Annotated in this window: 22 protein-coding genes; 1 reads left to right on the plus strand and 21 read right to left on the minus strand. The window is 67.9% G+C overall.

Annotated features, from left to right (window positions below; genetic code table 11):
* Nucleotides 1-153: 153 nt before the first annotated feature.
* From dnaE to E3O49_RS01855, 21 genes are all read right to left on the minus strand, one after another.
* Nucleotides 154-3,621, minus strand: a complete 3,468-nt coding sequence (dnaE, locus tag E3O49_RS01755) for a DNA polymerase III subunit alpha (protein WP_241975797.1) — start codon at nt 3,619-3,621, stop codon at nt 154-156.
* A 107-nt stretch (nt 3,622-3,728) separates the two neighbouring features.
* On the minus strand, nt 3,729-4,649 hold the full coding sequence (locus E3O49_RS01760) for an RluA family pseudouridine synthase (RefSeq protein ID WP_134367398.1): 921 nt from the start codon (nt 4,647-4,649) through the stop codon (nt 3,729-3,731).
* 8 nt (nt 4,650-4,657) lie between these two features.
* Entirely contained in the window at nt 4,658-5,215 is a 558-nt protein-coding gene (gene lspA, locus E3O49_RS01765; protein WP_241975793.1) for a signal peptidase II, read from the minus strand.
* A complete protein-coding gene (locus E3O49_RS01770) occupies nt 5,205-5,834 on the minus strand; it encodes a DivIVA domain-containing protein (RefSeq protein ID WP_134367400.1) in 630 nt (209 codons plus the stop codon). The genes lspA and E3O49_RS01770 overlap by 11 nt, the downstream gene beginning before the upstream one ends.
* A gap of 136 nt (nt 5,835-5,970) precedes the next feature.
* A complete protein-coding gene (locus E3O49_RS01775) occupies nt 5,971-6,273 on the minus strand; it encodes a YggT family protein (RefSeq protein WP_134367402.1) in 303 nt (100 codons plus the stop codon).
* Nucleotides 6,274-6,281: 8 nt separating this feature from the next.
* Nucleotides 6,282-6,845, minus strand: coding sequence for a cell division protein SepF (locus E3O49_RS01780; protein ID WP_134367404.1), 564 nt, complete (start codon nt 6,843-6,845; stop codon nt 6,282-6,284).
* 35 nt (nt 6,846-6,880) lie between these two features.
* Nucleotides 6,881-7,585 carry a YggS family pyridoxal phosphate-dependent enzyme gene (locus tag E3O49_RS01785; RefSeq protein WP_134402428.1) on the minus strand — a complete coding sequence of 235 codons (705 nt, stop codon included), beginning with the start codon at nt 7,583-7,585 and terminating at the stop codon, nt 6,881-6,883.
* Nucleotides 7,586-7,601: 16 nt separating this feature from the next.
* The gene (gene ftsZ, locus E3O49_RS01790; RefSeq protein ID WP_134367408.1) at nt 7,602-8,798 is read right to left on the minus strand and encodes a cell division protein FtsZ; all 1,197 of its coding nucleotides are present in this window, start codon (nt 8,796-8,798) and stop codon (nt 7,602-7,604) included.
* Between the two features lie 160 nt (nt 8,799-8,958).
* Nucleotides 8,959-10,074, minus strand: coding sequence for a cell division protein FtsQ/DivIB (locus E3O49_RS01795; protein WP_134367410.1), 1,116 nt, complete (start codon nt 10,072-10,074; stop codon nt 8,959-8,961).
* Nucleotides 10,075-10,087: 13 nt separating this feature from the next.
* Nucleotides 10,088-11,485: a UDP-N-acetylmuramate--L-alanine ligase gene (murC, locus tag E3O49_RS01800; RefSeq protein WP_134367412.1), complete on the minus strand. Its 1,398-nt coding sequence runs from the start codon at nt 11,483-11,485 to the stop codon at nt 10,088-10,090.
* 136 nt (nt 11,486-11,621) lie between these two features.
* Nucleotides 11,622-12,695: a UDP-N-acetylglucosamine--N-acetylmuramyl-(pentapeptide) pyrophosphoryl-undecaprenol N-acetylglucosamine transferase gene (locus E3O49_RS01805; protein WP_134367413.1), complete on the minus strand. Its 1,074-nt coding sequence runs from the start codon at nt 12,693-12,695 to the stop codon at nt 11,622-11,624.
* Nucleotides 12,692-14,008, minus strand: coding sequence for a putative lipid II flippase FtsW (gene ftsW / locus E3O49_RS01810; RefSeq protein ID WP_134402429.1), 1,317 nt, complete (start codon nt 14,006-14,008; stop codon nt 12,692-12,694). Before ftsW ends, E3O49_RS01805 begins: the two co-directional genes overlap by 4 nt.
* Nucleotides 13,971-15,533 carry a UDP-N-acetylmuramoyl-L-alanine--D-glutamate ligase gene (murD, locus tag E3O49_RS01815; protein WP_244285235.1) on the minus strand — a complete coding sequence of 521 codons (1,563 nt, stop codon included), beginning with the start codon at nt 15,531-15,533 and terminating at the stop codon, nt 13,971-13,973. The genes ftsW and murD overlap by 38 nt, the downstream gene beginning before the upstream one ends.
* Entirely contained in the window at nt 15,533-16,624 is a 1,092-nt protein-coding gene (gene mraY, locus E3O49_RS01820) for a phospho-N-acetylmuramoyl-pentapeptide-transferase (RefSeq protein ID WP_134367419.1), read from the minus strand. Before mraY ends, murD begins: the two co-directional genes overlap by 1 nt.
* Nucleotides 16,621-18,033 carry a UDP-N-acetylmuramoyl-tripeptide--D-alanyl-D-alanine ligase gene (locus E3O49_RS01825; RefSeq protein ID WP_134402430.1) on the minus strand — a complete coding sequence of 471 codons (1,413 nt, stop codon included), beginning with the start codon at nt 18,031-18,033 and terminating at the stop codon, nt 16,621-16,623. Before E3O49_RS01825 ends, mraY begins: the two co-directional genes overlap by 4 nt.
* On the minus strand, nt 18,034-19,578 hold the full coding sequence (locus tag E3O49_RS01830; protein WP_134450900.1) for a Mur ligase family protein: 1,545 nt from the start codon (nt 19,576-19,578) through the stop codon (nt 18,034-18,036).
* Between the two features lie 14 nt (nt 19,579-19,592).
* A complete protein-coding gene (locus tag E3O49_RS01835) occupies nt 19,593-21,371 on the minus strand; it encodes a peptidoglycan D,D-transpeptidase FtsI family protein (RefSeq protein ID WP_241975795.1) in 1,779 nt (592 codons plus the stop codon).
* A 104-nt stretch (nt 21,372-21,475) separates the two neighbouring features.
* The gene (gene ftsL, locus E3O49_RS01840) at nt 21,476-22,078 is read right to left on the minus strand and encodes a cell division protein FtsL (RefSeq protein ID WP_134450902.1); all 603 of its coding nucleotides are present in this window, start codon (nt 22,076-22,078) and stop codon (nt 21,476-21,478) included.
* Nucleotides 22,075-23,028, minus strand: coding sequence for a 16S rRNA (cytosine(1402)-N(4))-methyltransferase RsmH (rsmH, locus tag E3O49_RS01845; RefSeq protein ID WP_134367513.1), 954 nt, complete (start codon nt 23,026-23,028; stop codon nt 22,075-22,077). Before rsmH ends, ftsL begins: the two co-directional genes overlap by 4 nt.
* Before the next feature lie 96 nt (nt 23,029-23,124).
* Complete coding sequence (gene mraZ / locus E3O49_RS01850) at nt 23,125-23,556, minus strand: division/cell wall cluster transcriptional repressor MraZ (protein WP_134367427.1); 432 nt, start codon at nt 23,554-23,556, stop codon at nt 23,125-23,127.
* 274 nt (nt 23,557-23,830) lie between these two features.
* The gene (locus E3O49_RS01855; protein ID WP_134367428.1) at nt 23,831-24,205 is read right to left on the minus strand and encodes a DUF3040 domain-containing protein; all 375 of its coding nucleotides are present in this window, start codon (nt 24,203-24,205) and stop codon (nt 23,831-23,833) included.
* Between the two features lie 73 nt (nt 24,206-24,278).
* Here E3O49_RS01855 and E3O49_RS01860 point away from each other — a divergent pair, with 73 nt between their 5' ends.
* Nucleotides 24,279-25,400, plus strand: a complete 1,122-nt coding sequence (locus tag E3O49_RS01860) for a polyprenyl synthetase family protein (protein WP_134450903.1) — start codon at nt 24,279-24,281, stop codon at nt 25,398-25,400.
* Nucleotides 25,401-25,409 lie beyond the last annotated feature (9 nt).

The following is a 25,409-nucleotide window of genomic DNA, read 5'->3' on the forward strand; positions in this document are numbered from 1 at the left end:
ACCTCGCCCGCGAGGGCCGCGAACGCAGCAGCCACCACAGCGGCGTCGAGGGTTGCAGTGGGGTCATCCATACGCACAATTTTAGCAAACATAGAACGCTATGTCGAGACTATCTCAACTTGTGGAGAACTGATTTAGAAGATAAATACTACCCTAGGTCAGGCAGTTGGGCCCGAGCAGGCTCTTCAGCTCCCCGAAGAGGTCCGCGCTGATCTTCACCTGGTGGGGCAGCTCGAACACGCGCGCGGTGTTGCCCTTGATCAATTTGAGCCTGACCTCTGACGTTCCGATGTGGCGGGTGATGACCTCGCCCAACGCCGTCACGGTGTCGGTCGTCGCCCGGGACTCCGCCAGGGTGACGGTCAGCGTCCCCGAGTCGGAGGCCTGCCCGAGTTCCGGCGCGAAGATGCTGTACGCGTGCAGGTTCATCCCGTCGTCGCGCATGCTCACCCGGCCCCGCACGACCACGATGGAGTCGCTGATCAGGTCGGGCGAGAACTCCTGGTAGGCCTTGCCCATGAACATCACGGCGATCTCCCCGCCGAAGTCCTCGACCTGGATGATGCCGTACTGGTTGCCCGACTTCTTCGCGATCCGGTGCTGCACGCTCGTGATCAGCCCGGCGATGGTGACGGTGTCGGCATCCTGGGTCTGCTCCGACGCCATCAGGTCGACGATGGTGGTGCTGGCGTGCTTGGCCAGCGGGATCTCGAGCCCGGCCAGCGGGTGGTCGGACACGTACAGCCCCAGCATGTCCCGTTCGAAGGCGAGCTTCTCCTTCTTGCCCCACTCGGGACGGTCCGGCACCTGCTCGGTTTCCTGCGGGTCGTCGAACAGGCTGTCGAAGTCGAACCCGACCATGCCGTGTTCCTCGTCGCGCTTGATTTTCACGGCCGATTCGACCGCGGCCTCATGGATTTCGACCATGCCGCGCCGGGTCGCTCCGAGGGAGTCGAACGCACCGGCCTTGACGAGGGACTCGATCGTGCGTTTGTTGGCCACCTGGATCGGTACCTTGCGCAGGAAGTCGTGGAACGACTCGAACCGCCCCTTCTCCTTCCGGGCGAGGCGGATGGCGTCGACGACGTTGAAGCCGACGTTGCGCACCGCCCCCATACCGAAACGGATGTCCGTGCCCACGGCCGCGAAGTAGCCGATGGACTCGTTCACGTCCGGCGGCAGGACCTGGATGCCCATCCTGCGGCACTCGTTCAGGTACAGCGCGAGCTTGTCGCGCGAATCGCCGACGCTGGTCAGGAGCGCGGCCATGTACTCGGCCGGGTATTTGGCCTTGAGGTAGGCGGTCCAGTACGAGAGCACCCCGTACGCGGCCGAGTGCGCCTTGTTGAAGGCGTAGTCGGAGAACGGGAGCAGGATGTCCCAGACTGTCTTCACCGCGTCCATGGAGTAGCCGTTGGCGACCATTCCGCCGGAGAAACCCTCGAACTGCTTGTCCAGTTCGGATTTCTTCTTCTTGCCCATCGCCCGGCGCAGCAGGTCCGCCTGGCCGAGGGAGAAGCCGGCCAGTTTCTGCGCGATCGACATGACCTGTTCCTGGTAGACGATCAGGCCGTAGGTGGTGCCGATGACGTCCTGCAGGGCTTCTTCGAGCTCGGGATGGATCGGGATGATCTCCTGCTGACCGGTCTTCCGCAGCGCGTAGTTGGTGTGCGAGTTGGCGCCCATGGGGCCGGGCCGGTAGAGGGCGATGACAGCCGAGATGTCTTCGAAGTTGTCGGGCTTCATCAGGCGCAGCAGGGAGCGCATGGGCCCGCCGTCCAGCTGGAACACCCCGAGGGTGTCGCCCCGGGCGAGCAGCTCGTAGGCCAGCGGGTCGTCCAGCCCGAGCTCCTCGAGCACGGGCCGGTGACCACGGTTGACCGCGATGTTGTCGAGGGTGTCGTCGATGATGGTGAGGTTGCGCAGCCCCAGGAAGTCCATCTTGATCAGGCCCAGGGCCTCGGATGCCGGGTAGTCGAACTGCGTGACGACCTGGCCGTCCGCTTCGCGCTTCATGATCGGGATGATGTCGATCAGCGGGTCGGAGCTCATGATCACGCCGGCGGCGTGGACGCCCCACTGGCGTTTCAGGTTCTCCAGGCCCAGGGCCGTGTCGAAGACGGTGCGGGCCTCGGGGTCGGATTCGATCACCGCGCGGAAGTCGGCCGCCTCGCGGTAGCGCGCGTGGTCCTTGTCGAACATGCCGGTCAGGGGCACGTCCTTGCCCATGATGGCCGGCGGCATGGCCTTTGTGAGCTTGTCGCCCATGCCGAATGGGAACCCGAGCACCCGGGAGGCGTCTTTCAGGGCCTGCTTGGCCTTGATCGTGCCGTAGGTGACGATCTGGGCGACGCGTTCTTCGCCGTACTTCTCGGTGACGTAGTGGATCACCTCACCGCGCCGGCGCTCGTCGAAGTCGACGTCGAAGTCGGGCATGGAGACGCGGTCCGGGTTCAGGAACCGTTCGAAGATCAGGCCGTGGATCAGCGGGTCGAGGTCGGTGATGCCCATGGCGTAGGCCACCATCGAGCCGGCGCCCGAGCCACGGCCGGGACCCACCCGGATGCCCTGCTGCTTCGCCCACATGATGAAGTCGGCGACCACGAGGAAGTAGCCGGGGAAGCCCATCTGGATGATGATGCCGATCTCGTAGTCGGCTCGTTTGCGCACGTCGTCCGGGATGCCCTTCGGGTAGCGCTTGGCCAGCCCGATCTCGTTCTCCTTGACGAACCAGCTCTCCTCGTTCTCCCCTTCCGGGCAGGGGAAGCGGGGCATGTAGTTGGCTTTGGTGTTGAAGTCCACCTGGCAGCGTTCGGCGATCAGCAGCGTGTTGTCGCAGGCTTCCGGGTGGTCGCGGAACAGGTGCCGCATCTGCGCGGCGGTCTTGAGATAGAACTCGTCGGAGTCGAACTTGAAGCGGTTCGGGTCGTCGAGGGTCGAGGCGGACTGCACGCAGAGCAGGGCCGCGTGGGCGGTCGCGTCGTGGGCGTGGGTGTAGTGCAGGTCGTTGGAGGCGACCAGCGGAAGTTTGAGCTCTCCGGCGAGCTTCAGCAGGTCGGTCATGGTGCGGCGTTCGATGTCGATGCCGTGGTCCATGATCTCGCAGAAGAAGTTCTCCTTGCCGAAGATGTCCTGGAAGTCGCCGGCGGCCTTCTTCGCCTCCTCGTACTGCCCGAGGCGGAGGCGGGTCTGCACCTCGCCACCGACGCATCCGGTCGTGCCGATCAGGCCGGTGGAGAACTCGGAGAGCAGCTCCCGGTCCATCCTTGGTTTGAAATAGTACCCCTCCAGGCTGGCCTTGGACGAGAGCCGGAACAGGTTGTGCATCCCCGCCGTGGTCTCGGAGAGCAGGGTCATGTGGGTGTAGGAGCCGGCGCCGCCGACGTCGTCCCGGTTCTGGCCGGAGGCGCCCCAGCGCACCCGGGTCTTGTCACGCCGGTCGGTGCCGGGAGTGATGTAGGCCTCGGTGCCGATGATCGGCTTGATGCCGGCCTCGGTGGCGGTGCGCCAGAAGTCGAAGGCGCCGAACACGTTGCCGTGGTCGGTAATGGCGACCGCAGGCATCCCCTGCTCGATGGCCGCGTTGATCAGCGGTTTGACGCGCGCGGCACCATCGAGCATCGAGTACTCGCTGTGCACGTGGAGGTGCACGAACGAATCATTCGATCCACCCGACTTATTCTGAGAGGACAAAACGGCTCCGAGGTGTTGAGGTTGGACTCTCCAGCCTAGGCATCGCGCAGCACGTCGAGTGCATGCGCGAGGTCGGCGGGGTATTCGGTGGTGAACGTGACCCAGTCCCGGGAATCGGGGTGGAAGAAGGCCAGCTGCCTGGCGTGCAGCCATTGCCGGGTCAGGCCCAGACGCGCTGTGATCGACGGGTCTGCACCATACATGGCGTCGCCGACGCACGGATGCTGCTGCGCGGCCATGTGCACGCGGATCTGGTGGGTGCGTCCCGTCTCCAGGTGTACCTCCAGCAGCGACGCCGACCGGAACGCCTCCAGGGTCTCGTAGTGCGTGACGGAGTCCTTGCCGCCGGCGATCACCGCGAACTTCCAGTCCGACCGCGGGTGGCGGCCGATGGGAGCGTCGACGGTTCCCGCGAGCGGGTCGGGGTGCCCCTGCACGACGGCGTGGTAGATCTTCTCGACTTCGCGATCGTGGAATGCCTTCTTCAGCCAGGTGTAGGCAGCTTCGGATTTGGCGACGACCATCAGGCCGCTGGTGCCCACGTCGAGGCGGTGCACGATCCCGGCCCGTTCGCTGGCCCCTGAGGTCGCGATCCGGTAGCCGGCCGCGGAGAGGGCGCCGAGGACGGTCGGCCCGGTCCAGCCGACACTGGGGTGCGCGGCGACGCCGGACGGCTTGTTCACGACGACGATGCTCTCGTCGTCGTGAACGATGGTGAGGTCCGGCACCGCGATGGGAACGATCGCCAGGGCTTCCCGGGGCTGCCAGGTCACCTCCAGCCAGGCTCCCCCGTGCAGGCGGTCGGACTTGCCGACCACGGCGCCGTTGAGCGTGACCCCGCCGGCCTCGCACACCTCGGCCGCGAAACTCCGCGAGAAGCCGAGGAGCTTGGCGATGCCGGCGTCGACGCGCACGCCGGCGAGTCCGTCCGGAAGGGGAAGGGAGCGAGTTTCCATAGAGAGGATCAGGGTGCTAACTGGGTGGGAGCCACGTCGGACGTGTCTGAAGCGCTGGTGCGGCGGCCGTCGAGGCCGATGCCGCGAATGGTCAGGTACATGAAGATGATCATGCTCGACACGATGGCCATGTCGGCGACGTTGTAGATGGCGGGGATCAGCCAGGGTGTCGCGATGAAGTCGATGACATGTCCCTGACCGAAAGACGGCTCCCGCAGGAGACGGTCGGTCAGGTTGCCGAGCACGCCGCCGAGCAGCAGACCGAAGACGAGCGACCACGCGAGTGAGCGGATGCGTCCGGCGAACCAGACGATGAGGAACACCACGACGACGGCGATGATGGAGAAAACCCAGGTCATCCCCGTGGCCAGGGAAAAAGCCGCGCCCGGGTTCCGGACGAACTGCAGTTGCAGCACGCTTCCCAGAACCCGGACGACGTCACCCTCGGTCAGTCTCGTGACGACGAGGAACTTGCTGATCTGATCCAGTGCGTAGATGGCCAGCGCCACGAGGGCGAGGACGATCAGCGCAGTGGAGCGTTTCTTCGCTCCGACCTTAGGCGCCAAAGCTCTGGAAGCTCGGCTTCGAGGCGTTGCTCGACTCGACCGGCGACGTGGCGTCGAGGTCGTGCAGCTGGGACTCGATGTAGCTCTTCAGCTTCTGGCGGTACTCGCGCTCGAAGGTGCGCAGGTCATCGATCTTGGTCTCGAGGACCGAACGCTCCTGGTCGAGGATGTTGAGCTGCGCACGCTGCTTGGCTTCCGCCTCGGCGACGAGACGGGCGGCGGTGGCGTGGCCCTCGGCGATGAGTGCATCGCGCTTCTCGGCGCCCTCCTTGACGTGCTCCTCGTGCAGGCGGCGGGCCAGCTGGAGGAGGTTCGTGGTGCCGGCGGTCTCGTCGATGGGCTCGGCGACAACCGGAGCCGGGACGGGCACGGCTGCGGCCACGACGGGCTCGGCAACCGTTTCGGCGATCGGCGCGGACTCGACGGGCTCGGCAACGGGCTCGGAGGCGCCGCCACCGGAGGAAACGCGAGCCTTGAGCTCCTCGTTCTCAGCGGTCAGTCGACGAAGCTCGACAACGACCTCGTCAAGGAAGTCATCGACCTCGTCCTGATCGTAACCTTCGCGAAATTTAGTCGACTGGAACCGCTTGTTGACTACATCTTCCGGAGTTAACGCCATGGCTTTCCACCCTTAAAACTTGAGTTGTGAACATTTGTTTGCGTTCGACCAACGGTACCAAGGTCCGACGTGATGTCGAACCGCGCCGACCGGACGCGTCGTCGGTCAAGAATACATGGCCCGAGTGTGAGGGGGTCTATAACCTCTGCGCGAACGTCATCACGGACATTCCGATGATGACGCAGAGCATGGTCAGGCTCCAGCCGAAATCGAACGCGATGGGGCCGAGCCGGAGCGGCGGCAGGAGCCGCCGGAAGAACTTGATCGGCGGGTCGGTCACGGTGTATACGAACTCGATCAGCACGAGCGTGAAGCCCTGAGGGCGCCACGACCGGTTGACACTGCGCACCAGATCGACGATGAACCGCCCCCACATCACGAAGAAATAGAGCAGCAGAACGAAGTACGCGAGGCCCGCGATGATCCCGATGATGGACACGGTGCGCGCTACGACTGGGCGAAGAAGGACGCCTCGGCGTCGGTTTCCTCAGCCGCGTTGTCGCCGGACACGACGACGTGGGACGGGGACAGCAGGAAGACCTTCGCGGTGACGCGCTCGATCTTGCCGTACAGGCCCTGGGACAGGCCGCTGGCGAAGTCGATCAGACGCCGGGCATCCGCGTCGCTCATCTGGGACAGGTTGATGATGACCGGGATGCCGTCCCGGAAGGATTCGGCGATCACCTGGGCGTCCTTGTACTGGCGCGGGTGGACGGTGAGGATTTCATTCATGTCTGAGGTAGCCACATTCTTAGGGGTGGAAGTCTTGCGCAGCGGTGTCACCGGTGCACGGCCGGCCGAGCCGGCGGAGTGCGACGAGGCGGAGTGCGAAGAGGTGGAGGCGGAGGAGTGAGGAGCCGCGGTCTTCGGGGCCGCCGAGTGCGACGATGCTGGACTGGACGCAGCGGAGTGCGGGGCGGTCGACACGGGCGCAGCAGCGGGCGCCTCGTATTCGAGTTCCTCGTCTGCCAGGCCCAGGTAAACCATGGTTTTCTTGAGCGGGTTGGACATCTCGACCTCCGTGTTGGTGATTCTACTTATCCAGATTAACCGGGTACCGGGCGATTACCGGTGATTGCTGTGCCAATTCGAAGGTGTGTCGCCCCTTCGCTGATCGCCTCCGGGTAGTCCTGGGACATGCCCATGGACAGGAACTTCGCCTCCGGCGCCAGCAGCCGGATGCGCTCGCCCAGCTCACGAACCCGGGCGAAGGCCCGCCTGGGTTCCTCGCCGAGCGGGGCCACCGCCATCAGTCCGAGCAGGCGCAGCCCCGAGGTGGACAGGACTCGTTCGACCAGGGGGTCGAGCAGGCCGGGGTCGACTCCCCCGCGTGCCGGGTCGTCGGTGAGGTTCACCTGCACGAAGCAGTCGATGACGTCGGATTCCGAGCTGAGCGCGTCGACCAGTGAGGCCCGGTCGACGGAGTGAATGACGTCGGCGTAGGCCCGAACCTGTTTGGCCTTCTTGCCCTGGACCTGGCCGACGAAATGCCAGGTCAGGTCCAGTCCGGCCAGGGCCTCGACCTTCGCCTGGGCTTCCTGATGACGGTTCTCGCCGACATCGTGCACGCCGAGGGCGACGAGCTGCTCGATCAGGGTGACCGGGTGGAACTTGGTCACGACGACGGTCACGATGTCCCGTTCGTCGCGCCCGGCCGAGGCCGCCGCGGCAGCGATTCCACTGCGCACGGCGGCCAGGCGCTCCGCCAGGCCGGCCAGGTCGCGCAGGCCGGCCAGGTCGGGGTCACTCATCTCGCCGTTCGCCCCGCTACTTCAGGAAGTCCGGGATGTCCAGGTCGTCCGGGTCTTCTTCGAAGGCGGGGTCGGCGACGGCCGCACCCGGTTCGACGCCGGACCAGACCGAGGACGCGGAGGCGTCACCGACGGAATAGGCGGCGGAATCGTTCGCGTCCGCGGCGGTACCATTCGAACCGGCGCCGTTCGAGGAGACGCCCGCCGCGACGCCGGCGGCGACGAGGTCGGCCCGGCGCACCTCGACGGCCTTGGCACCCGGCTCTCCGCCGTCGAACCCGGCCGCGATCACGGTGACCCGCACCTCGTCGCCGAGGGTGTCGTCGATGACGGCACCGAAGATGATGTTGGCTTCGGGGTGGACGGCTTCCTGCACCAGGCGGGCGGCGTCATTGATCTCGAAGATTCCGAGGTTCGAGCCACCCTGGATGGACAGGAGTACGCCGTGCGCCCCGTCGATGGACGCCTCGAGCAGCGGCGATGCCACGGCCAGTTCGGCGGCCTTGATGGCACGGTCGGCGCCGCGGGAGGAGCCGATGCCCATCAGCGCGGAACCGGCGCCCTGCATGACCGACTTGACGTCGGCGAAGTCGAGGTTGATCAGGCCGGGGGTGGTGATCAGGTCGGTGATGCCCTGCACACCGGCGAGGAGGACCTGGTCGGCGGTGGCGAACGCCTCGAGCATGCTGATGCCGCGGTCGCTGATCTCCAGCAAGCGGTCGTTCGGCACGACGATGAGGGTGTCGACCTCGTTCTTGAGGGAGGCGACGCCGGCCTCGGCCTGCGCCTGGCGGCGCTTGCCCTCGAAGCCGAAGGGCTTGGTGACGACACCGATGGTGAGCGCGCCGATGGACTTGGCGATGCGGGCGACGACGGGCGCACCGCCGGTGCCCGTTCCACCACCCTCGCCTGCCGTGACGAAGACCATGTCCGCGCCAGCCAGGGCCTCTTCGATTTCTTCGGCGTGATCCTCGGCGGCGCGACGGCCCACCTCGGGGTCGGCGCCGGCGCCGAGGCCGCGGGTGAGGTCGCGGCCCACGTCGAGTTTGACGTCGGCGTCGCTCATCAGGAGCGCCTGGGCATCCGTATTGATGGCGATGAACTCGACCCCGCGGAGGCCGAGCTCGATCATGCGGTTGACGGCGTTGACACCGCCGCCACCGATTCCAACAACCTTGATGACTGCGAGGTAGTTCTGATTTGTTGTTGACACGTCCGGCCTCCGGTGGAACCCTAAACCTCTTGTCGAAGTTTAAAGTTATGCTGAGTATGCAATTCCTGTATCGAAGTTATGCGCCAGCCGTGCCGGGACGGGGAGGCGCGCCCGCGTGTCGCGAAGATTCAGCCCAGAACTCAGCGAAGAACTCGCCGATTCAGCGAAGAACGGCGCTGTCGGGCGAGGACACGTCGTATTCGCCGACGGTGCCCACCGGGTGGCTCACGATCAGGGCGGCCAGGACGACCGCCTTGTACTCCGACTTCTCCGCGCTTCCCCAGACCACGCGGGCCCCGCCGACCAGCGTCAGGGTGACATCGTCCTTGGTGGCCGCGGTCACTGTGTCCAGTCCGGTGCGGATGCTCTCCGGCAAAGCGGCGATCACGGCCGTCGCGGCGAGGAAGCCGGCGCTGCCCGACCCCGAGCGCGCATCGATGGTGGCGTACCCGGCCGGGCGCTCCGGGCTGCTCTGGATCACCACTCCGGCCGCGTCGACCAGGTCGAAGCCCGCGCCGGTCGCCAATGCCCCGACCGGCTCGCGCTCGACGATGCGCACCACCAGTGTGGCGGGCGGGCGGCTCTCGGTGACGTAGCTCTGGATCAGGGTGAACTCGGACAGGTCCTTCTTCACCTCGGCCAGATCGACGAGCGGCAACGGCGTGCCGAGCTGGTCGCCCAGAGCCGCCTGAATCTTGTCCGCCGGGATCCGGTTCGCTCCGACGACCTCGATCGTGCGCAGCGCCATCAGCGGCGAGTAGACGCCGACGACGACGAAAGCGGCCAGGACGACGGTGACGCCCAGGGACGCCAGCCAGGCATTGCGCCGGCGGCGTGACCGCCAGGTGAACCGCCTGACCTCCTCGCGCTCGTAGCGTTTCCGAGCCCGCCGGGCGGCCCGCAGCTTGAGCCTGGCCCCGGCCGGTGTGAGGGGCGCCGCAGGTTTGTCGGCCGGCTGCGTCTTCGTCGAGCGCGTGTCCGCAGGCGGCGTGGGTGCGGGGCTCGCGCCCGAGCCCGGCCGCAGTGGAGACACCGAGGCCAGGGGACCCGGAAGGGCGGATGCCGGCTGCACGGTGATCGGCTCGGTGAACGACTCGGTGTTCGGTTCGGTGGACGCGGCGCCACGCGAGGGCCACGAACCGCGCACGAAAGATTGGGCGGCGGGCGGGCGCACGGGGCGACGGATGCCGGCCCCCTTGCGCGCCGGCGGGGCGCTGTCGGTCGGCGTTTCGGCGGGAGGAACGACCGGACGTTCGAAGCCCTGTGGCCGCCTCATGCCCGGGCGCGGCTCATCCGCGCGCCCGCGTGAGCGAGCCGAGGAGCTGGGGAACGATGCGGTACACGTCGCCGCAGCCGAGGGTGACCACGAAGTCGCCGTCCCGGGCGATGGAGGCGACGTAGTCCGCGGCCTCCTGCCAGTCGGGCACGTAGACCACGTGGGACGGGTCGAGGAACCGGTCGGCGACGAGCGTGCCGGTGACGCCGGGCTCGGGGTCTTCCCGGGCGCCGTACACGCCCAGTACGACGGTCTGGTCGGCGCAGGTCTCGAGGGCGTCCGCGAATTCCTGCGCGAAGAGCCGGGTGCGGCTGTACAGGTGCGGCTGGTGCACGGCGATGATGCGGCCGGAGCCGACCACGGTTCGGGCGGCGGACAGGGCTGCGGCCACTTCGGTCGGGTGATGGGCGTAGTCGTCGTAGACGCTCACGCCGCCGACTGTGCCGTGCAGTTCGAACCGGCGCTCCGTGCCGCCGAACTCCGAGATGGCGGCCAGGGACGCTTCAGCCTCGAACCCGAGTCCCACCAGCACAGCGAAGGCCCCGGCGGCGTTGATGGCGTTGTGCCGGCCCGGGATGCGGAGGGTGGCGAAGTAGTCGTGGCCGGCCCACGCCACGCCGAAGCGCACCGGCCCGTCCGTGACCACGGAGTGCAGCCGCACGTCGGCGCCGTCGTCCTCGCCGAAGGTGATGACGCGCTTTTCGGCCAGCTTGCCGGTCACACTGACCGCGCCAGGGTCGTCGGAGGAGATGACGACGAGTTCGGTCGCGTTCTGGGCGAACTCCACGAAGGCCGCCTCGAACGCTTCCAGCGAGCCGTAGTGGTCGAGGTGGTCGGGGTCGACGTTGGTGACCAAAGCCACGGCCGTGTTGTAGAGCAGGAACGACCCGTCGGATTCGTCGGCCTCGACGACGAAGAGATCGTCGGTTCCGCTGGCCGCCGACACGCCGAGGGACTCGATCACGCCGCCGTTGACGAAGCTCGGGTGCTGTCCCAGGCCGAGCAGGCCGGTCACGATCATGCCGGTGGAGGTGGTCTTGCCGTGGGCGCCGGCCACGGCGACCAGACGGTGCTTCTCGATCAGCCAGGCCAGGGCCTGCGACCGGTGCAGCACCGGGAGGCCCTTCTCCCTGGCCAGCACGTACTCGGGGTTGTCCTGCCAGAGCGCGCCCGTGACGACGAGGCTGTCGGCGTCGCCGACGTTCTCGGCCGCGTGGCCGATCGCGATGCGCGCGCCCAGTTTGCGCAGTGCCAGCACGTTGTCCGACTCCCGCACGTCAGACCCGGTCACCGTGTGCCCGGCGTCGATGAACAGGCGCGCGATGCCGCTCATCCCCGAGCCGCCGATGCCCACGAAATGCACCGTTCCGAGATCTCGGGGAATGGTGAGGTTCAGATCGGGCTTGATCACGGTTGCTGCGCTCTTCTCAGTCGGAGACGAATGTGGAGACGAATGGTTGAAGACAGGTGCTCGGTGTGCTGAAACCACGTTAGCCGCCGCGGCCCCGGAATGCCGGATTGACCGCGGCGGGCGCGAACCCGGGCGGTTACCCCCGGACCGCGCCCTGAATGAAGTCGACCATTCTGGCGGCGCCGTCCCTGGCCCCGGCGGATGCCGCCGCGACGCCCATCCGGCGCACCCGCGACCGGTCGCTCAGCACGGGGATGAGCTCGTCCCGGACCCATTCGGGGAGGAAGTCCGCGTCATCGACGAGGATTCCGCCGCCGGACGCGACGACGTCGGCCGCGTTGAAGCGCTGCTCGCCGTTGCCCACCGGGTACGGCACGTACGCGGCCGGGATGCCCAGGGCGCTCAGCTCGGACACCGTGCCGGCGCCGGACCGGGACACGGCGAAGTCCGCCGCTGACAGCGCCAGGTCCATCCGGTCGCAATAGGAGATCATGCGATAGTGCCCCAGACCGGGGTCGCTCACCTCGGACTTGTCGCCGGTGATGTGCAGCACCTGCCACCCGGCGGCGATCAGCGCGGGCGCGGATTGGACGATCGTCGTGTTCAGTCTTCTCGCGCCGAGGGATCCGCCGGTGACGAGCAGGGTGGGCCGCTCCTCGGCGAGGCCGAAGAAGGCGAGCGCCTCCGGGCGAGTCGCGTCCCGGTCCAGCTCGGCGATTTCGGCGCGCAGCGGCATCCCGACGGTGTGCGCGCGCCGGATCCGGGTGCCGGCGAAGGCGACACCGACATGGTGGGTCAACCAGGCGCCCAGCCGGTTGGCCAGGCCGGCCTTGAAATTGGCCTCGTGGATGACGATGGGGATGCCTGACCGGCGGGCGGCCAGGTACGCCGGCGTGGACACGTAGCCGCCAAAACCCACCACGACGTCGACGCCGCGGGCGGCGAGGAGGTCGGCAAGGTCGGCGACCGCCTGGTTGAACCGCGGCAGGAAAGTGAGGGCCTGGCGGTTCGGACGACGCGGGAACGGCAGCCGGGGCACGAACACGAGCTCGTAGCCGCGGGCGGGAACCAGCCTGGCCTCGAGCCCCTCCCGGGTGCCGAGCACGATCAGAGTGGCGTCCGGTTCCCGCGCGGCGATGGTGTCCGCCACCGCCAGCAGGGGGTTCACGTGGCCGGCGGTTCCGCCTCCGGCCAGAAGGTAGGTGGTCACCGGTTCTCTCCCGTCAGCGCTGTGTTGGCCGGCGAGGCCGCGTTGGCCGGCGAGCCGGCATGGTCGCCGTGGGCGAAGGACAGCACGATTCCGATGGCGCCCAGCGTCGACAGCAGGGCTGTGCCGCCGGACGAGACCAGCGGGAGCGGCACGCCGAGAACGGGGAACACGCCGAGGACCACGCCGATGTTGACGAACGCCTGGCCGATCAGCCAGACCATGACGGCCGCGGTGGAGACCCTGGCCTGCATGCTCACGCTGGTGCGCATGATCCGCAGGAACGCGAACGCCAGGAGGATGAACATGGCCAGCACCACGATCGCGCCGATCAGGCCGAGCTCCTCGCCGATGATGGCGAAGATATAGTCGTTGTCGGCGGCGGGCAGCCAGGACCACTTCGCTTTGGAGTTGCCGAGCCCCACGCCGAACACTCCCCCGTTGGCGAGGGCCCAGGTACCGTGCAACGGCTGCCAGCAGGCGGCCGAGATGGGGCCGTCGACCGCGTCGCAGCCGTCACCGAGGAAGCTCAGGATGCGCGTCATCCGGTTGGAGCTGGTCAACGCCATCAGGAGAGCGAGCACGGCACCGACCCCGAGCGGAAGGCCCAGCATGCGCAGGCGCACCCCGGCGAAGAAGAGCGCGCCGAAGAGGATGCCCGCCATGATCATGACGGTGCCGAGGTCCCCGCCGATCAGGACCAGCATGACGGCGCCGCCGCCCACGCCGAAGACGGGGATGTAGACGTGGCGCCAGTCGTCGAGCTTGTTCTGCTTCTGGGACAAGATCATGCCGAGCCAGATGACCAGGGCCAGCTTGATGCCCTCGGAGGGCTGGAACTGGATCCCGCCGATGGAGAGCCAATTGGTGTTGCCGGCCACTTCGATGCCGAGCGGCGTGAACACTACCAGGCACTGGAGCAGGCAGGAGATGATCAGCGCCGGCCAGGAGACGCGCCGCCAGAACTTGAGCGGCAGCCGGCTGATCAGCAACATCAGGGGCACCCCGATCAGGGCGAACCCGCCCTGGCGCAGCACTGTGCCGAAGAACCCGGTGTTCTCCAGGTAGGAGTCCACCGAGGAGGACGAGAGCACCATGACCAGTCCGAACACGATCAGGAACAGGGTCGTGCCCAGCAGCAGGAAGTAGCTGGCGGACTCGGCGTGCAGGACCCGGCCGAGATGGATGCGGGCGGCGTGCCCCGCGTCCTCGGCCTCCGGAGCGGGTCCCGCAGCATGGGGCCCCGCCGTCCGGGTGGCGGCGGTCGCCGCGGCCAGGTCAGGCCTGGGCGCGCGGGTCCGAGGCGGAGTCGCCACCCCGATCACCTCCAAGATATTCGTGCACGGCTTCGGCGAACAACCGGCCGCGCTGGGCGTAGTCGGTGAACTGGTCCATGGATGCGGCGGCCGGCGCGAGGAGCACGACGTCGCCGGTTTCGGCGAGGTCGGCCGCCAGCCGCACGGCCTCCGGCATGACCTGACCAGTGTCGTCGGCCTCGATCTCGAACACCCGCAGCTCGGGCGCGTGTCGCCGGAATGCGTCGCGCAGCACGGAACGGTCGACTCCGATGATGACGGCGCCCCGCAGGTGCCCGACGTGGCCGGCCACCAGCTGGTCGATGTCGACGCCCTTGAGCAGGCCTCCGACGAGCCAGACGACGGAGTCGAACGCGGTCAGTGACGCGTCGGCCGCGTGCGGGTTGGTGGCCTTCGAATCGTCGATCCAGCGGATGCCGGCGGCCTCGGCCACGATCTCGATCCGGTGCGCGTCGAGCCTGAAGTCTTCGAGCGCGTCGTGGATGACCGCGGCGGGCACGCCGAAGGACCGGGCGAGGGCGCTGGCCGCGAGGATGTCGGCGAGGAGGTGCGGCGCACTGAGCCCGTTGGCGCGGAGGTCTTGCACGGTGGTGATCTCCACGGCCGTCTCGTGCCGGTCCTCGTGGAACGCGCGGTCGCAGAGGATTCCGTCCACGATGCCGAGGTCGCTGGGACCGGGCACACCGAGGCCGAAGCCGATCGCCCGAGCCCCCTCGACGACGTCGGCGTCCTCGACCATGCGCATCGTGGCGGCATCCGCCTTGTTGTAGACGCAGGCCGACTTCGTGTTCGCGTAGACCGTGGCTTTCGCGTCGCGGTACGCCTTGGCCGAGCCGTGCCAGTCGAGGTGGTCGTCGGCGATGTTCAGGCAGACGCTGGCCCAGGGCACGAGCGCTCCCGGACCGGTGCGGGGCAGGTGGTGCAGCTGGTAACTGGAGAGCTCGACCACGAGCACGTCCCAGCCCTGCGGGTCGCGCACGGCGTCGAGCACGGGCACGCCGATGTTGCCGCAGGGCGCCACCCGGTGGCCTGCTGCGGCGAGCATGGTGGCGGTGAGCTGCACCGTGGTGGTCTTACCGTTGGTGCCGGTGACGAGGATCCATTCGGCCGGGGCACCGACCTTGTCCCGCAGGCGCCAGGCCAGCTCGATGTCACCCCAGACCGGGATGCCGGCGGTCGCAGCCCAGAGCAGTAGCGGGTGGTCGGGGTGGAAGCCCGGCGATGCGATCAGCACGTCCGGCCGGTGCTCGATCAGTTCGGCGGGCACGGTGGCCGGGGCGGCCTGCACGAGGCCCGCCCCGATCACGTCGAGCAGGCGGATGGTCTGCTCCGGTGCCGTCCCGGCCACGACGAGCACCTCGGCGCCGAGTTCGGCGAGGGTGTCCGCGGCCGCGAAGCCGGTGACGCCCAGGCCGAGCACGCCCACCCGCAGGCCGGACCAGTCGGAGTGCCAGCTGGTCAGGCCGTCCAGGCGCGCGGCATCCGCTGCGGCGGGCGAGGCGCCGCCGGAGTGTCTTCCGGTCACTAGCTGGCCAGCCATTCGAGGTAGAACGACCCGACGCCCGCGGCCACCAGGAGGCCGCCGATGATCCAGAAGCGCACCACGACGGTGACTTCGGCCCAGCCCTTGAGCTCGAAGTGATGGTGGATCGGGCTCATCAGGAAAATGCGTTTGCCGCGGGTGAGTTTGAAGTAGGCGCGCTGCACGATGACGGAGCCGGCCTCGAACACGAACAGCCCGCCGATCAGCACTAGGAGCAGCTCGGTGCGGCTGAGGATGGCCAGGGCGGCCAGGGCGCCGCCGATGGCGAGTGACCCGGTGTCGCCGAGGAAGATCTTCGCCGGCGACGTGTTGTACCAGAGGAAGCCGATCAGGCCGCCGACGATGGCCGCCGACACGATCGCCAGGTCGAGCGGGTCGCGCACGTCGTAGGAGCGGTAGAGGTCGGCGACGTCCGCTCCCCCGAACCGGGCCTGGTTGGACTGCCAGAAACCGATCACGATGAAGGCGCCGATCGAGAGGATCGAGGAACCGGTGGCGAGGCCGTCGAGCCCGTCGGTGACGTTGACGCTGTTGGAGGTGGCCGCCACGATCAGGCAGATCCAGATCACGAAGAGGATGGTGCCGATGATGGCGCCGAGCTGCATGAAGTCCAGCGGCAGGTCCCGCAGCAGCGAGATTTTCGTCGACGCCGGCGTCACCCCGTTGATGTTCGGGAACTGGATCGAGAGGAGGGCGAAGGTGCTCGCCACGATGACCTGCCCGATGACCTTGGCCCAGCCGCCGAGACCGAGGCTGCGCTGGTTGCGGGTCTTGAGGAAGTCGTCGATGAAACCGACGAAGCCGAGGCCCACCATCATGAATAGCACCAGCAGCGGCGACATCGGGATGTGGCTCCCGGTGATCCACATGGCCGAGAAGTAGCTGATCACGGTGCCGAGGATGATGATGATGCCGCCCATGGTGGCGGTGCCGCGTTTGGCGTGGTGGCTCTGCGGCCCGTCGTCGCGGATGAACTGCCCCCAGCCCAGCTTCTTGAACAGCCGGATGAACAGTGGCGTGAACGCCAGGGTGAAGACGAGGGAGAAGGCTCCGGCCATCAGCAGTGCTCTCATGAGAACCACTCTCCGAGCCGGTCGCCGAGAAAGCGCAGGCCGGCGGAATTGGACGATTTGACCAGCACAGTGTCTCCCGGTCGCACCGTCTTCGTCAGCAGGTCGAAGGCCTCGTCCGACGACTCGACGAACGCCGACTCCCCGTCCCAGGATCCTTCGTTGATCGTGCTGATGTGCATGCGCCGCGCGCCGCGGCCCACGACGACGAGCTGGGAGATGTTCAGCCGCACGGCCATCAGGCCGATCCGGTCATGCTCTTCGCCGGCCAGCTCGCCCAGTTCGCTCATCTCGCCGAGGACGGCGAAGGTGCGCTGCCCGGGGGCGGCGATCTGGGCGAGTGTCTTCAGCGCGGCGGTCATCGAGTCGGGGCTCGCGTTGTAGGCGTCGTTGATCACGGTCACGCCCTCACGCCCACCCATCACCTGCATCCGCCAGCGCTCGGCGGTCTGCACGGATTCAAGGGCGGAGACGATGTCGTCGATCCCGACGCCGAGGAGTTCGGCGGCGGCCGCGGCGGCCAGTGCGTTCATCACGTGGTGCTCGCCGAGCACCTGGAAGGACACCGGCCGTGACTCCCCCGAGGCCAGCTGCAGGGTGAAGGTGGTGCCGGTCGCGGTCCCGTGCACGTCGGTGGCGCGCACGCCCTCGTCGCAGTACTGGCCGAACCAGACGATCCGGGCCGCGGTGGCGGCGGCCATCCCGGCGACGCGCGGGTCGTCGGCGTTCAGCACGGCGACATCCGTGGCCAGCAGGTCGGTGACCATCTCGGTCTTGGCCAGGACGGTGGCCTCGATGCCGCCGAACTCGCCCGCGTGGGCGAGGCCGACCTTGAGCACGATGCCGATGTCGGGACGGGCCATCCTGATCAGCCGGGCGATCTCGCCGACGGCGCTCGCACCCATTTCGGCCACGAGGAATCGGGTGTCCATCGTGAGTTCGAGCATGGTCAGCGGCGCGCCGACCTCGTTGTTGAAGGAGGCCCGGGCGGCGACGGTGGGCCCGACCCGTTCGAGCACGGCCCGGATCAGGTTCTTGGTGGTGGTCTTGCCGTTCGAGCCGGTGACGCCGACGATCTTCAGGTTGCCGGCGGCACGCACGCGGAGCACGACCTCGGTGGCCAGGTCGCCCAGCGCCACCACGGCGTCGGCGACGACGATCTGGGCCACGGGCAGGTCCAGGCGCCGTTCGACGATCAAAAGCGCCGCGCCCTGCCCGGCGGCGGACGGGGCGAAGAGGTGGCCGTCGGTCACGTCCCCGGGCTTGGCCACGAAGATCGAACCGGGCACGGATTCGCGCGAGTCGGTGTGCACCGTGCCGTCGACGACGGACTCGGCGGTCAGCGCGCTGCCGTCGAGGTGGAGGACCCCGGAGACGGCCGCGGCGATCTCGGTCAGGGTGAGGGCGATCATCTACAGCCACCCGGCTTCGCGCAGCGCCTGGCGGGAATCGTCCCTGGCGGAGTACGGAATCTTGACGCCGGCGACTTCGTGATAATTTTCATGCCCTGGTCCCGCGTACAAGATCGCGTCGCCTTCTTTCGCTAGTGAGAGTGCCGTGCGGAACGCCGTGCGGGGATCCGCGACCTCGTAGAACTCCCCGTCGGGGACGGCTTCCCTGGCTGCTGCCAGGAGCGTGGCACGGATGGCCGCGGGGTCTTCGAACCGCGGGTGGAAGTCTGTGACGACCACGATGTCCGACCCGCGCGCCGCGATGGCGCCCATGTCGGTGCGCTTGGTGGTGTCGCGGTCGCCGTCGGCCCCGAACACCATGATCAGGCGGCCGGGCGTGAACTTGCGGATGGCGGCCAGGGTGTTCAGGAACGCATCCGGGCTGTGGCCGTAGTCGATGTAGACGAGCGGGCCCGCGTCGCCCGAGATGCGCTCGGCCCGACCGGGGATGTAGACGTCGATGCCGCCGTCGCGGTCGAGCGTGTGCGCGATGGCCTCGAGGTCGTAGCCGGATTCGACCAGCAGCAGGATGGCGAGGGCCGCGTTGGCGGCCATGAACCAGCCGACCAGGGGAACCCGGGTCTGCAGCCGACGGCCTTCCGGGCCCTCGAGCAGGAACTCGGTGTAGAGCGCGCTCTCGTCGACGATGCTCATGTGCCAGTCGGCGTCGACCGCGGGGTTGCTGCTGAGGGTGGTGACCGGGATGCGGCACTCCTCGACGATCCGGCGACCCCAGCCGGAGTCCACCGTGATCACGCCGCGGCGGGAGCGGTCGGGCTGGAAGAGCTCGAGCTTGGCCTGGAAGTACTCGTCCAGGCCGGCATAGTCGTCGAGGTGGTCGTGGCTCAGGTTGGTGAACCCGGCCACGTCGAAGACGAGGCCGTCGACCCGGTGGCGGCTGAGCGCCTGCGCCGACACCTCGATGGCGACGGCCCGAACCTCGGCCTCGCGCATCCGTGCCAGCAGCGCGTGCAGTTCGGTGGCTTCCGGGGTGGTCAGGGCGCTCACGACGGCCAGCTCGCCGATGCGGCGTTCGGCGGTCGAGGTGAGCCCGGACACGACGCCCAGCTGATTCAGGATGGCGAAGAGCAGGTAGACCACGCTGGTCTTGCCGTTCGTGCCGGTGACGGCGAAGAGCGTCGCCGGGTTGTCCTCCGTGCGGTAGATCCAGGCGGCGACGGCTCCCAGCGCGGCGCGCGCGTCGGGGGTCGCCAGGATGGGGAGGCCGCTGCCGGCGGCGAGGAGCGCGCCGGCCTCATCGGTCAGGATGGCGACGGCGCCGGCCTCGCGGGCGGCCGCGGCGAAGGACGCGCCATGGCTGGCCCGTCCGGGTACGCCGACGTAGAGGTCTCCGGGCTGCACGGTGCGCGAACTCAGGCTGACGCCGGTGACCTCGAGGCCATCCACGTCGCCGCGCAAATAAAGTTCGAATTCATCGACCAGTCCCGACAACGATCTGGGGACCGGATGCTGAGGACGGAGAGCCGAGGGTGCCAATTCGGTCACGGGGGCTCGCTTTCTTACCAGGTACCGGGAAGGGCAGGCGCGGTGGCGCCCGATGGAACCGCCCGGTACTTCTTCAGCACCTGGCTCATGACCTCCTGGAAGACCGGAGCAGATGCCGCCGAAGAGTTCAGTTTAACAGGATCGGCGAGGCTGACGGACACGACGTACTGCGGATCGTCGGCCGGGGCGAAGCCGGAGACCGACACCAGGTACCCCTTGGTGTACCCTCCCTGCCCGTCCGGCATCTGCGCCGTGCCGGTCTTGGCGGCCACGCGGTAGCCGGGAATGTTCCACTTCGCGGCCAGCCAGCCCTTCTGGTAGACCATCTCGAGCATGTCGGCGGTGTCGCGCGCGGCGGTGGCCGAGATCACCGGTGTCCCGGTCGTCGGCGGGACCTCGGTCATGGTGCCGTCGGCGTGCCGGCAGCCCGCCACCAGCTGCACGGGCATGCGTACCCCGTTGTTGCCGATCGTCTGGTAGATGCTGGACACCTGCAGTGCCGTGGTCGTCAGACCCTGCCCGAACATGGTCGCGTACTTGGTCTGGTTGTCCCAGTCCTGCCACGGGTGCAGGATGCCGGAGTCCTCGGCGAGGAAGCCCGATTCGGTGACCGCGCCGATCCCGAATTTGGTCATGTAGTCGTAGCGCTGCTCATCGCTGATCATCTCGCCGAACTTGGACATCCCGGTATTGGAGGATTCGATCAGCACGCCGGTCAGGGTGAGGTTCAGGTCGGCGTGGCCGGAGCTATCGTTCACGTTGGCACCGTTCGCCGGGAGGTACCGGTAGGGCGCGACGACCTTGCTGTACGGCGTGGCCACGCCCGCATCGAGCACGGATGCCGCGGTGAGTGCCTTGAACGTCGAGCCCGGTTCGAAGGAGGCCGTGAACGCCCGCGACCCGCGGTCGTCGGGGTTCGGGGTGCCGTTGACGTTGTTGGGGTCCACCGAGGGGTAGTCCGCCACAGCCACCAGCTTGCCGGTCTTCACTTCCTGCACGACGACGTTGCCCCACGCCGCCCCGGTCGCGATGGCCTGCTTGGCCAGCACCTGCTGCACGTACCACTGCAGGTCGGAGTCGATCGTGGTGACGACGTCGCCGCCGTTCTCGGCCTGCCTGGTGGTCACCGTGCTCTGCGGCAGGCGAACACCGTCGGCGCCCTTCTCGTAGGTCTCGATCCCGTTGCTGCTGGCCAGGCAGGCGTCCTGGCCGAGCTCGAGCCCGGCCTGCGCCTCCCCCACGGACGACACGAACCCGACCAGGTTGCCGGCGACGGCGCCGTCGGGGTAGACCCGGCTGGGATTCTTCTCGGCGTACATCCACGGAATCTCGAGCTTGTCGATGGCCCGGAAGACCGAGACGTCCACCGCGCGGGCGACGAAGGCGTAGTCGGAGTCCTTGTTCTCGGCGAGGGCGTCGGCGATGATCTTGAGGATGGCGTCCCCGGACTGCCCGGTGAGGGCGCCGACCTCGGCCGCGGCCTGGGCGACGGTCACGGTCACCTTGCCGGCGTCGGTGGTGCGTTCGAATTCGGCCGCGTTCCGTGGCGACAGGGTGATGTTGTAGCGCATGACCGTGCCGGCCAGGACCACGCCGTTGGCGTCGACGATGTCGCCGCGGGAGCCGTAGACGGGTTGCTCGACCGATCGGTTGCCGAGCGAGTCGGCGTTGAGCGTGTCGGCGCGCACGATCTGGATGTCCACCAGCCGGACCACGAACACGGCGACGAATGCGAACAGCAGCACGACCGTCACTGCGATGCGCCGTCTGCCTGACCGGGTGCTGCTCGCCACCTGTGAGTCCTTACTGCGGCCGGGGCCACTGGTTTGGCGGGTTCTGGAGGTGAGCGGCGGGCGAGCGTGCTGGAACGAGACCGCGGTCCGGAACAGCCTAACCGTTACCGGGTCGCGGGCGTCGGCAGTCCGTTCGGCGTGGCCGTCGAGGCGACCGGAGCTGCGGCAGGCGCGGCGGCCGGGGCCACCGCGCCGCCCACGCTGGCACCCTGGCCGCTGCCCTGCGGCAGCTGGGTCACGAGAGGCACCCCGGCGAGGAGGGAGTTGGGCACCAGGCTGGCGGCGCCGCCCTGGCTGCCGGCGGCCGAGGCCGGAGCGCCGAGCACGGCGCCGTCGGACAGCCGGAGGTAGACCGGGTTGGAGTTGCTGACCATACCGAGGGCCTCCGCGTTGGCCGCGAGGCTCTGCGGCGAGGACGACCGCACGAGGTCTTCGGTCACGCTCTCCGCGGTGCGCCCGAGTTCGACCTGGCTGGCCTGGAGCCGGGAGACCTCGTAGGCGGACTGGGAGATCCCGACGCTGAGGAGCAGTTGGGCGAGCACGATCAGTGAGACGCCGGTGACGGCGGAGAGGGCGTAGACGATCTTCGGTCGGGCCCGGCGCTGGCTGCTCGAGGACACGATCTCGATGTGGCGGCGTTCCTCCACCGCGGCGGCGGGCTCGGTCGCCCAGTTCGGTCGTGGTGCGCGTGCGAGGTTGTCGCTCATGCTGCTCTCCTCAGTCGCTCGGCGGCGCGAAGTCGAACCGACGTGGCACGCGGGTTCATCGCTTTTTCGTCTTCCGAGGCCATTTCGGCGCCGCGGATCAGAAGCTTGAATAGTGGTTTGTGTTCGGGCAGCTCGACCGGGAGGCCGGCCGGGGCGCTGGAGCTGGAGGCCTTGGCCAGCAGTTTCTTGACGATCCGGTCTTCGAGGGACTGGTAGGCCATGACGACGATGCGGCCGCCGACGGAGACCGCATCGAGCGACGCCGGGATCGCGCGTTCGAGCACGGCGAGTTCCTGGTTCACCTCGATGCGCAGCGCCTGAAAGACCCGTTTCGCCGGGTGGCCGGCGCGCTGGACGACGACCGGGGTGACGGCGGTGATGACGGCGACCAACTGGGCGGAGCGCACGAACGGCGTCGTTTCCCGAGCTTCGACGATGGCCTTGGCGTAGCGTGCGGCCAGTTTCTCTTCGCCGTACTCGTGGAAGATCCGGCGCAGTTCCTGCTCGCTGTAGGTGGCGAGGATGCGCTCGGCGGTCAGGTCGCTGGTGTTGTCCATGCGCATGTCCAGGGGCGCGTCCTTGGAGTAGGAGAACCCGCGCTCGACCCGGTCGAGCTGCAGGGAGGACACGCCCAGGTCGAAGAGCACACCGGACACCTCCGTGATGCCGAGGCCGGCCAGGGCGTCCTGGATGCCGTCGTAGATGGTGTGCACGAGGTGGATCCGGTCGCGGAACGGCTTCAGCCGCTCCTCGGCGATGGCCAGGGCGTCGAGGTCCCGGTCGAGTCCGACCAGGGTCAGCCCGGGGAAGCGCTGCAGGAACGCCTCGGCGTGCCCGCCCATGCCGAGGGTGGCGTCGACGAGGACCGCGCCGGGGCGCTCCAGCGCCGGGCCGAGCAACTCGACGCAGCGTTCGAGCAGTACTGGGGTGTGGATGTCGTTGATGGCCATAATCCGGGTCAGACCCTGAGTCCTGATCCCCATCCATTCGTTCCTGCCACCGGGGAAGTGTGTCAGGCAGAACGGCTGGGAGTCAGGCGCCAGGAGCTAGATGAGTCCCGGAATCACCTCCTCCGTGATGTTTGCGAATGAGGCTTCTTGTTCGGCGAGGTAGGTCTCCCACGCCGCGCTGTCCCAGATTTCGACCCGGGTGCCCGCACCGATGACCGTGAGCTCGCGGTCGAGTCCGGCGAAGCTGCGCAGGTGGGCCGGGATGGTCACCCGGTTCTGCTTGTCCGGCATCTCGGCGCTCGCACCCGACAGCATCACACGGGCGTAGTCACGGGCGGGCTTGCTCGTGAGCGGTGCCTGGCTGAGCTTCTCGTGGAACGCCTCGAACTCGCGCGTCGTGAAGACGTAGAGGCAGTTCTCCTGCCCACGGGTCATGACGATCCCGGTGGCCAACTCGTCGCGGAACTTCGCGGGGAGGATGATGCGCCCCTTTTCGTCGAGCTTGGGTGCGTAGGTCCCGAGAAACATTCATCACCCCTTCTCTTCCGGCCAAGTTCCAGGTCTTGCTCCACTTTACTCCACTTTCATCCACAAAGTCGGAAATAACCGAGAAAACTCGAGATATTTTCCCCACTGACCCGCACAAACACTGGGCTGGTCCGGTGGAGGGAAAATTGTCATTGGGCACCGGTCCCGCCATCCCCGGGCCGTTTTCGGGCACAAAAAAAAGGGCCGATCAGATGATCGGCCCGATTGTTCTCTGCGGTTTGTGTTGCTGCGGTTGGCGTTGCTGCGGTTGGTGTTACTGCTGGCCGTCCTGGCGGCGGTCCCAGCGGTCGTTCATGCGGTCCATGAATCCGCGGTCGGCGGTGCGCTGCGTCGGCTGGCGACGGGGAGGACCGGTCATGCGGCGGCCCGACTTGCCCGGGGTGGTCGCGATCAGGACGCCGGCGAACATGACCACGAAGCCCAAGATGCCGATCCACAACTGCTGCAGGGCCACACCGGCGATCAAGCCACCGATTCCGGCGACGGCAGCCAGAACTCCGATAGCGATCGAGCGGTAGTTGGGCCGGAGGGATGAGCCTCCGACGTTCGCCACGAAGTCGGCGTCGTTGTGGTATAGGCCGCGCTCCATCTCTTCGAGGAGTCGCTGCTCTTGTTCAGAAAGCGGCATCTCATTCCTCCTATTTGGGATCGAGCGGTTTACTCCCCGATTCTAACCCCGCCGGGATGGCTAGGCTAGGCAGGTGGCTGAAAGCAATCAACTGATCGATCTGGTTCATTCTCGCATCGACGATTTCCTCAAAACCCGTCAACCAATTGTGACCAGCATCAGCCCGGATCTGACGCCCCTGGTGGACTTCTCACGGCAGTTTCTCAGCGGTGGCAAGCGCTTCCGGGCCCTGTTCTGCTACTGGGGCTGGCAGAGTGTCGGCACCGGCGCGGGGGGCCCCGGGACCGGCGCATCCGTGCCGGACGAGGGCCGGCTCGGAGCGGTCATTTCCGCCGCCGCGGCCCTGGAGATCTTCCACGCCGCCGCACTGGTGCACGATGACATCATCGACAATTCGGACACCCGTCGAGGAGCCGCCTCGGCCCACAAACTCTTCGAGGGGATGCACAGCGACAACGGCTGGGCGGGCAGCCGGTTCGAGTTCGGCCGGGCCGCTGCCATCCTGCTGGGCGACCTCCTCCTGGGCTGGAGCGACGAGCTGCTCGACGAGGGTCTGGAGCTCGCGCCGGATTCGTCGGCCGCCCGGAACGCGCGGGACGAATTCAACCGGATGCGCACCGAGGTCACCGCCGGCCAGTACCTCGACATTCTCGAAGAGCGAGCCTGGCTGACCCAGCCCGAAGCCGAGCTGTTCGATCGGGCGTTGCGGGTCATCGTCTTCAAGTCCGCCAAGTACAGCGTGCAGGCACCCCTCGTCATCGGCGCGGCCCTGGCCGGCGCCGGACGGGATCACCTGGACGCCCTGCGGGCTTTCGGGCTGCCGCTGGGCATCGCGTTCCAGCTGCGCGACGACCTCCTCGGGGTCTTCGGGGACGCATCCGTGACCGGCAAGCCGAGCGGCGACGACCTGCGCGAGGGAAAGCGCACGGTCCTGATCGCACTGGCCCGCGAGGCCATGCCCGACGCAGGCCGGCGGCACCTGGACGCGCTCCTCGGGGATTCCCTGCTGGAGCCCGCCCAGATCGCGCTGCTGCAGGCCGCCATCACGGACAGCGGCGCCGTCGAAGCGATCGAGGATCTGATCGCCTCCCACGTCGCCGAGGCCCTCGCCGCCCTCGAGGGATCACCGATCGGCGCCGAGGTCACCGGCCGCCTGGTCGAGCTGGCGGAAACGGTGACCCGGCGCGCCTTCTGACCCGGCCGG

It is taken from the genome of Cryobacterium shii (genome assembly GCF_004402595.1).
Taxonomy (GTDB): Bacteria; Actinomycetota; Actinomycetes; order Actinomycetales; family Microbacteriaceae; genus Cryobacterium; species Cryobacterium shii.

Excerpts from the sequence above, each read along its gene's own strand:
- dnaE (WP_241975797.1), bottom strand. The coding sequence starts at position 3,621 with ATGCTCGATGGTGCCGCGCGCGTCAAACCGCTGATCAACGCGGCCATC.
- E3O49_RS01760 (WP_134367398.1), bottom strand. The coding sequence starts at position 4,649 with ATGGAAACTCGCTCCCTTCCCCTTCCGGACGGACTCGCCGGCGTGCGC.
- E3O49_RS01770 (WP_134367400.1), bottom strand. The coding sequence starts at position 5,834 with ATGGCGTTAACTCCGGAAGATGTAGTCAACAAGCGGTTCCAGTCGACT.
- E3O49_RS01780 (WP_134367404.1), bottom strand. The coding sequence starts at position 6,845 with ATGTCCAACCCGCTCAAGAAAACCATGGTTTACCTGGGCCTGGCAGAC.
- E3O49_RS01785 (WP_134402428.1), bottom strand. The coding sequence starts at position 7,585 with ATGAGTGACCCCGACCTGGCCGGCCTGCGCGACCTGGCCGGCCTGGCG.
- E3O49_RS01795 (WP_134367410.1), bottom strand. The coding sequence starts at position 10,074 with ATGAGGCGGCCACAGGGCTTCGAACGTCCGGTCGTTCCTCCCGCCGAA.
- mraY (WP_134367419.1), bottom strand. The coding sequence starts at position 16,624 with ATGAGAGCACTGCTGATGGCCGGAGCCTTCTCCCTCGTCTTCACCCTG.
- E3O49_RS01825 (WP_134402430.1), bottom strand. The coding sequence starts at position 18,033 with ATGATCGCCCTCACCCTGACCGAGATCGCCGCGGCCGTCTCCGGGGTC.
- ftsL (WP_134450902.1), bottom strand. The coding sequence starts at position 22,078 with ATGAGCGACAACCTCGCACGCGCACCACGACCGAACTGGGCGACCGAG.
- rsmH (WP_134367513.1), bottom strand. The coding sequence starts at position 23,028 with ATGGCCATCAACGACATCCACACCCCAGTACTGCTCGAACGCTGCGTC.
- mraZ (WP_134367427.1), bottom strand. The coding sequence starts at position 23,556 with ATGTTTCTCGGGACCTACGCACCCAAGCTCGACGAAAAGGGGCGCATC.
- E3O49_RS01855 (WP_134367428.1), bottom strand. The coding sequence starts at position 24,205 with ATGCCGCTTTCTGAACAAGAGCAGCGACTCCTCGAAGAGATGGAGCGC.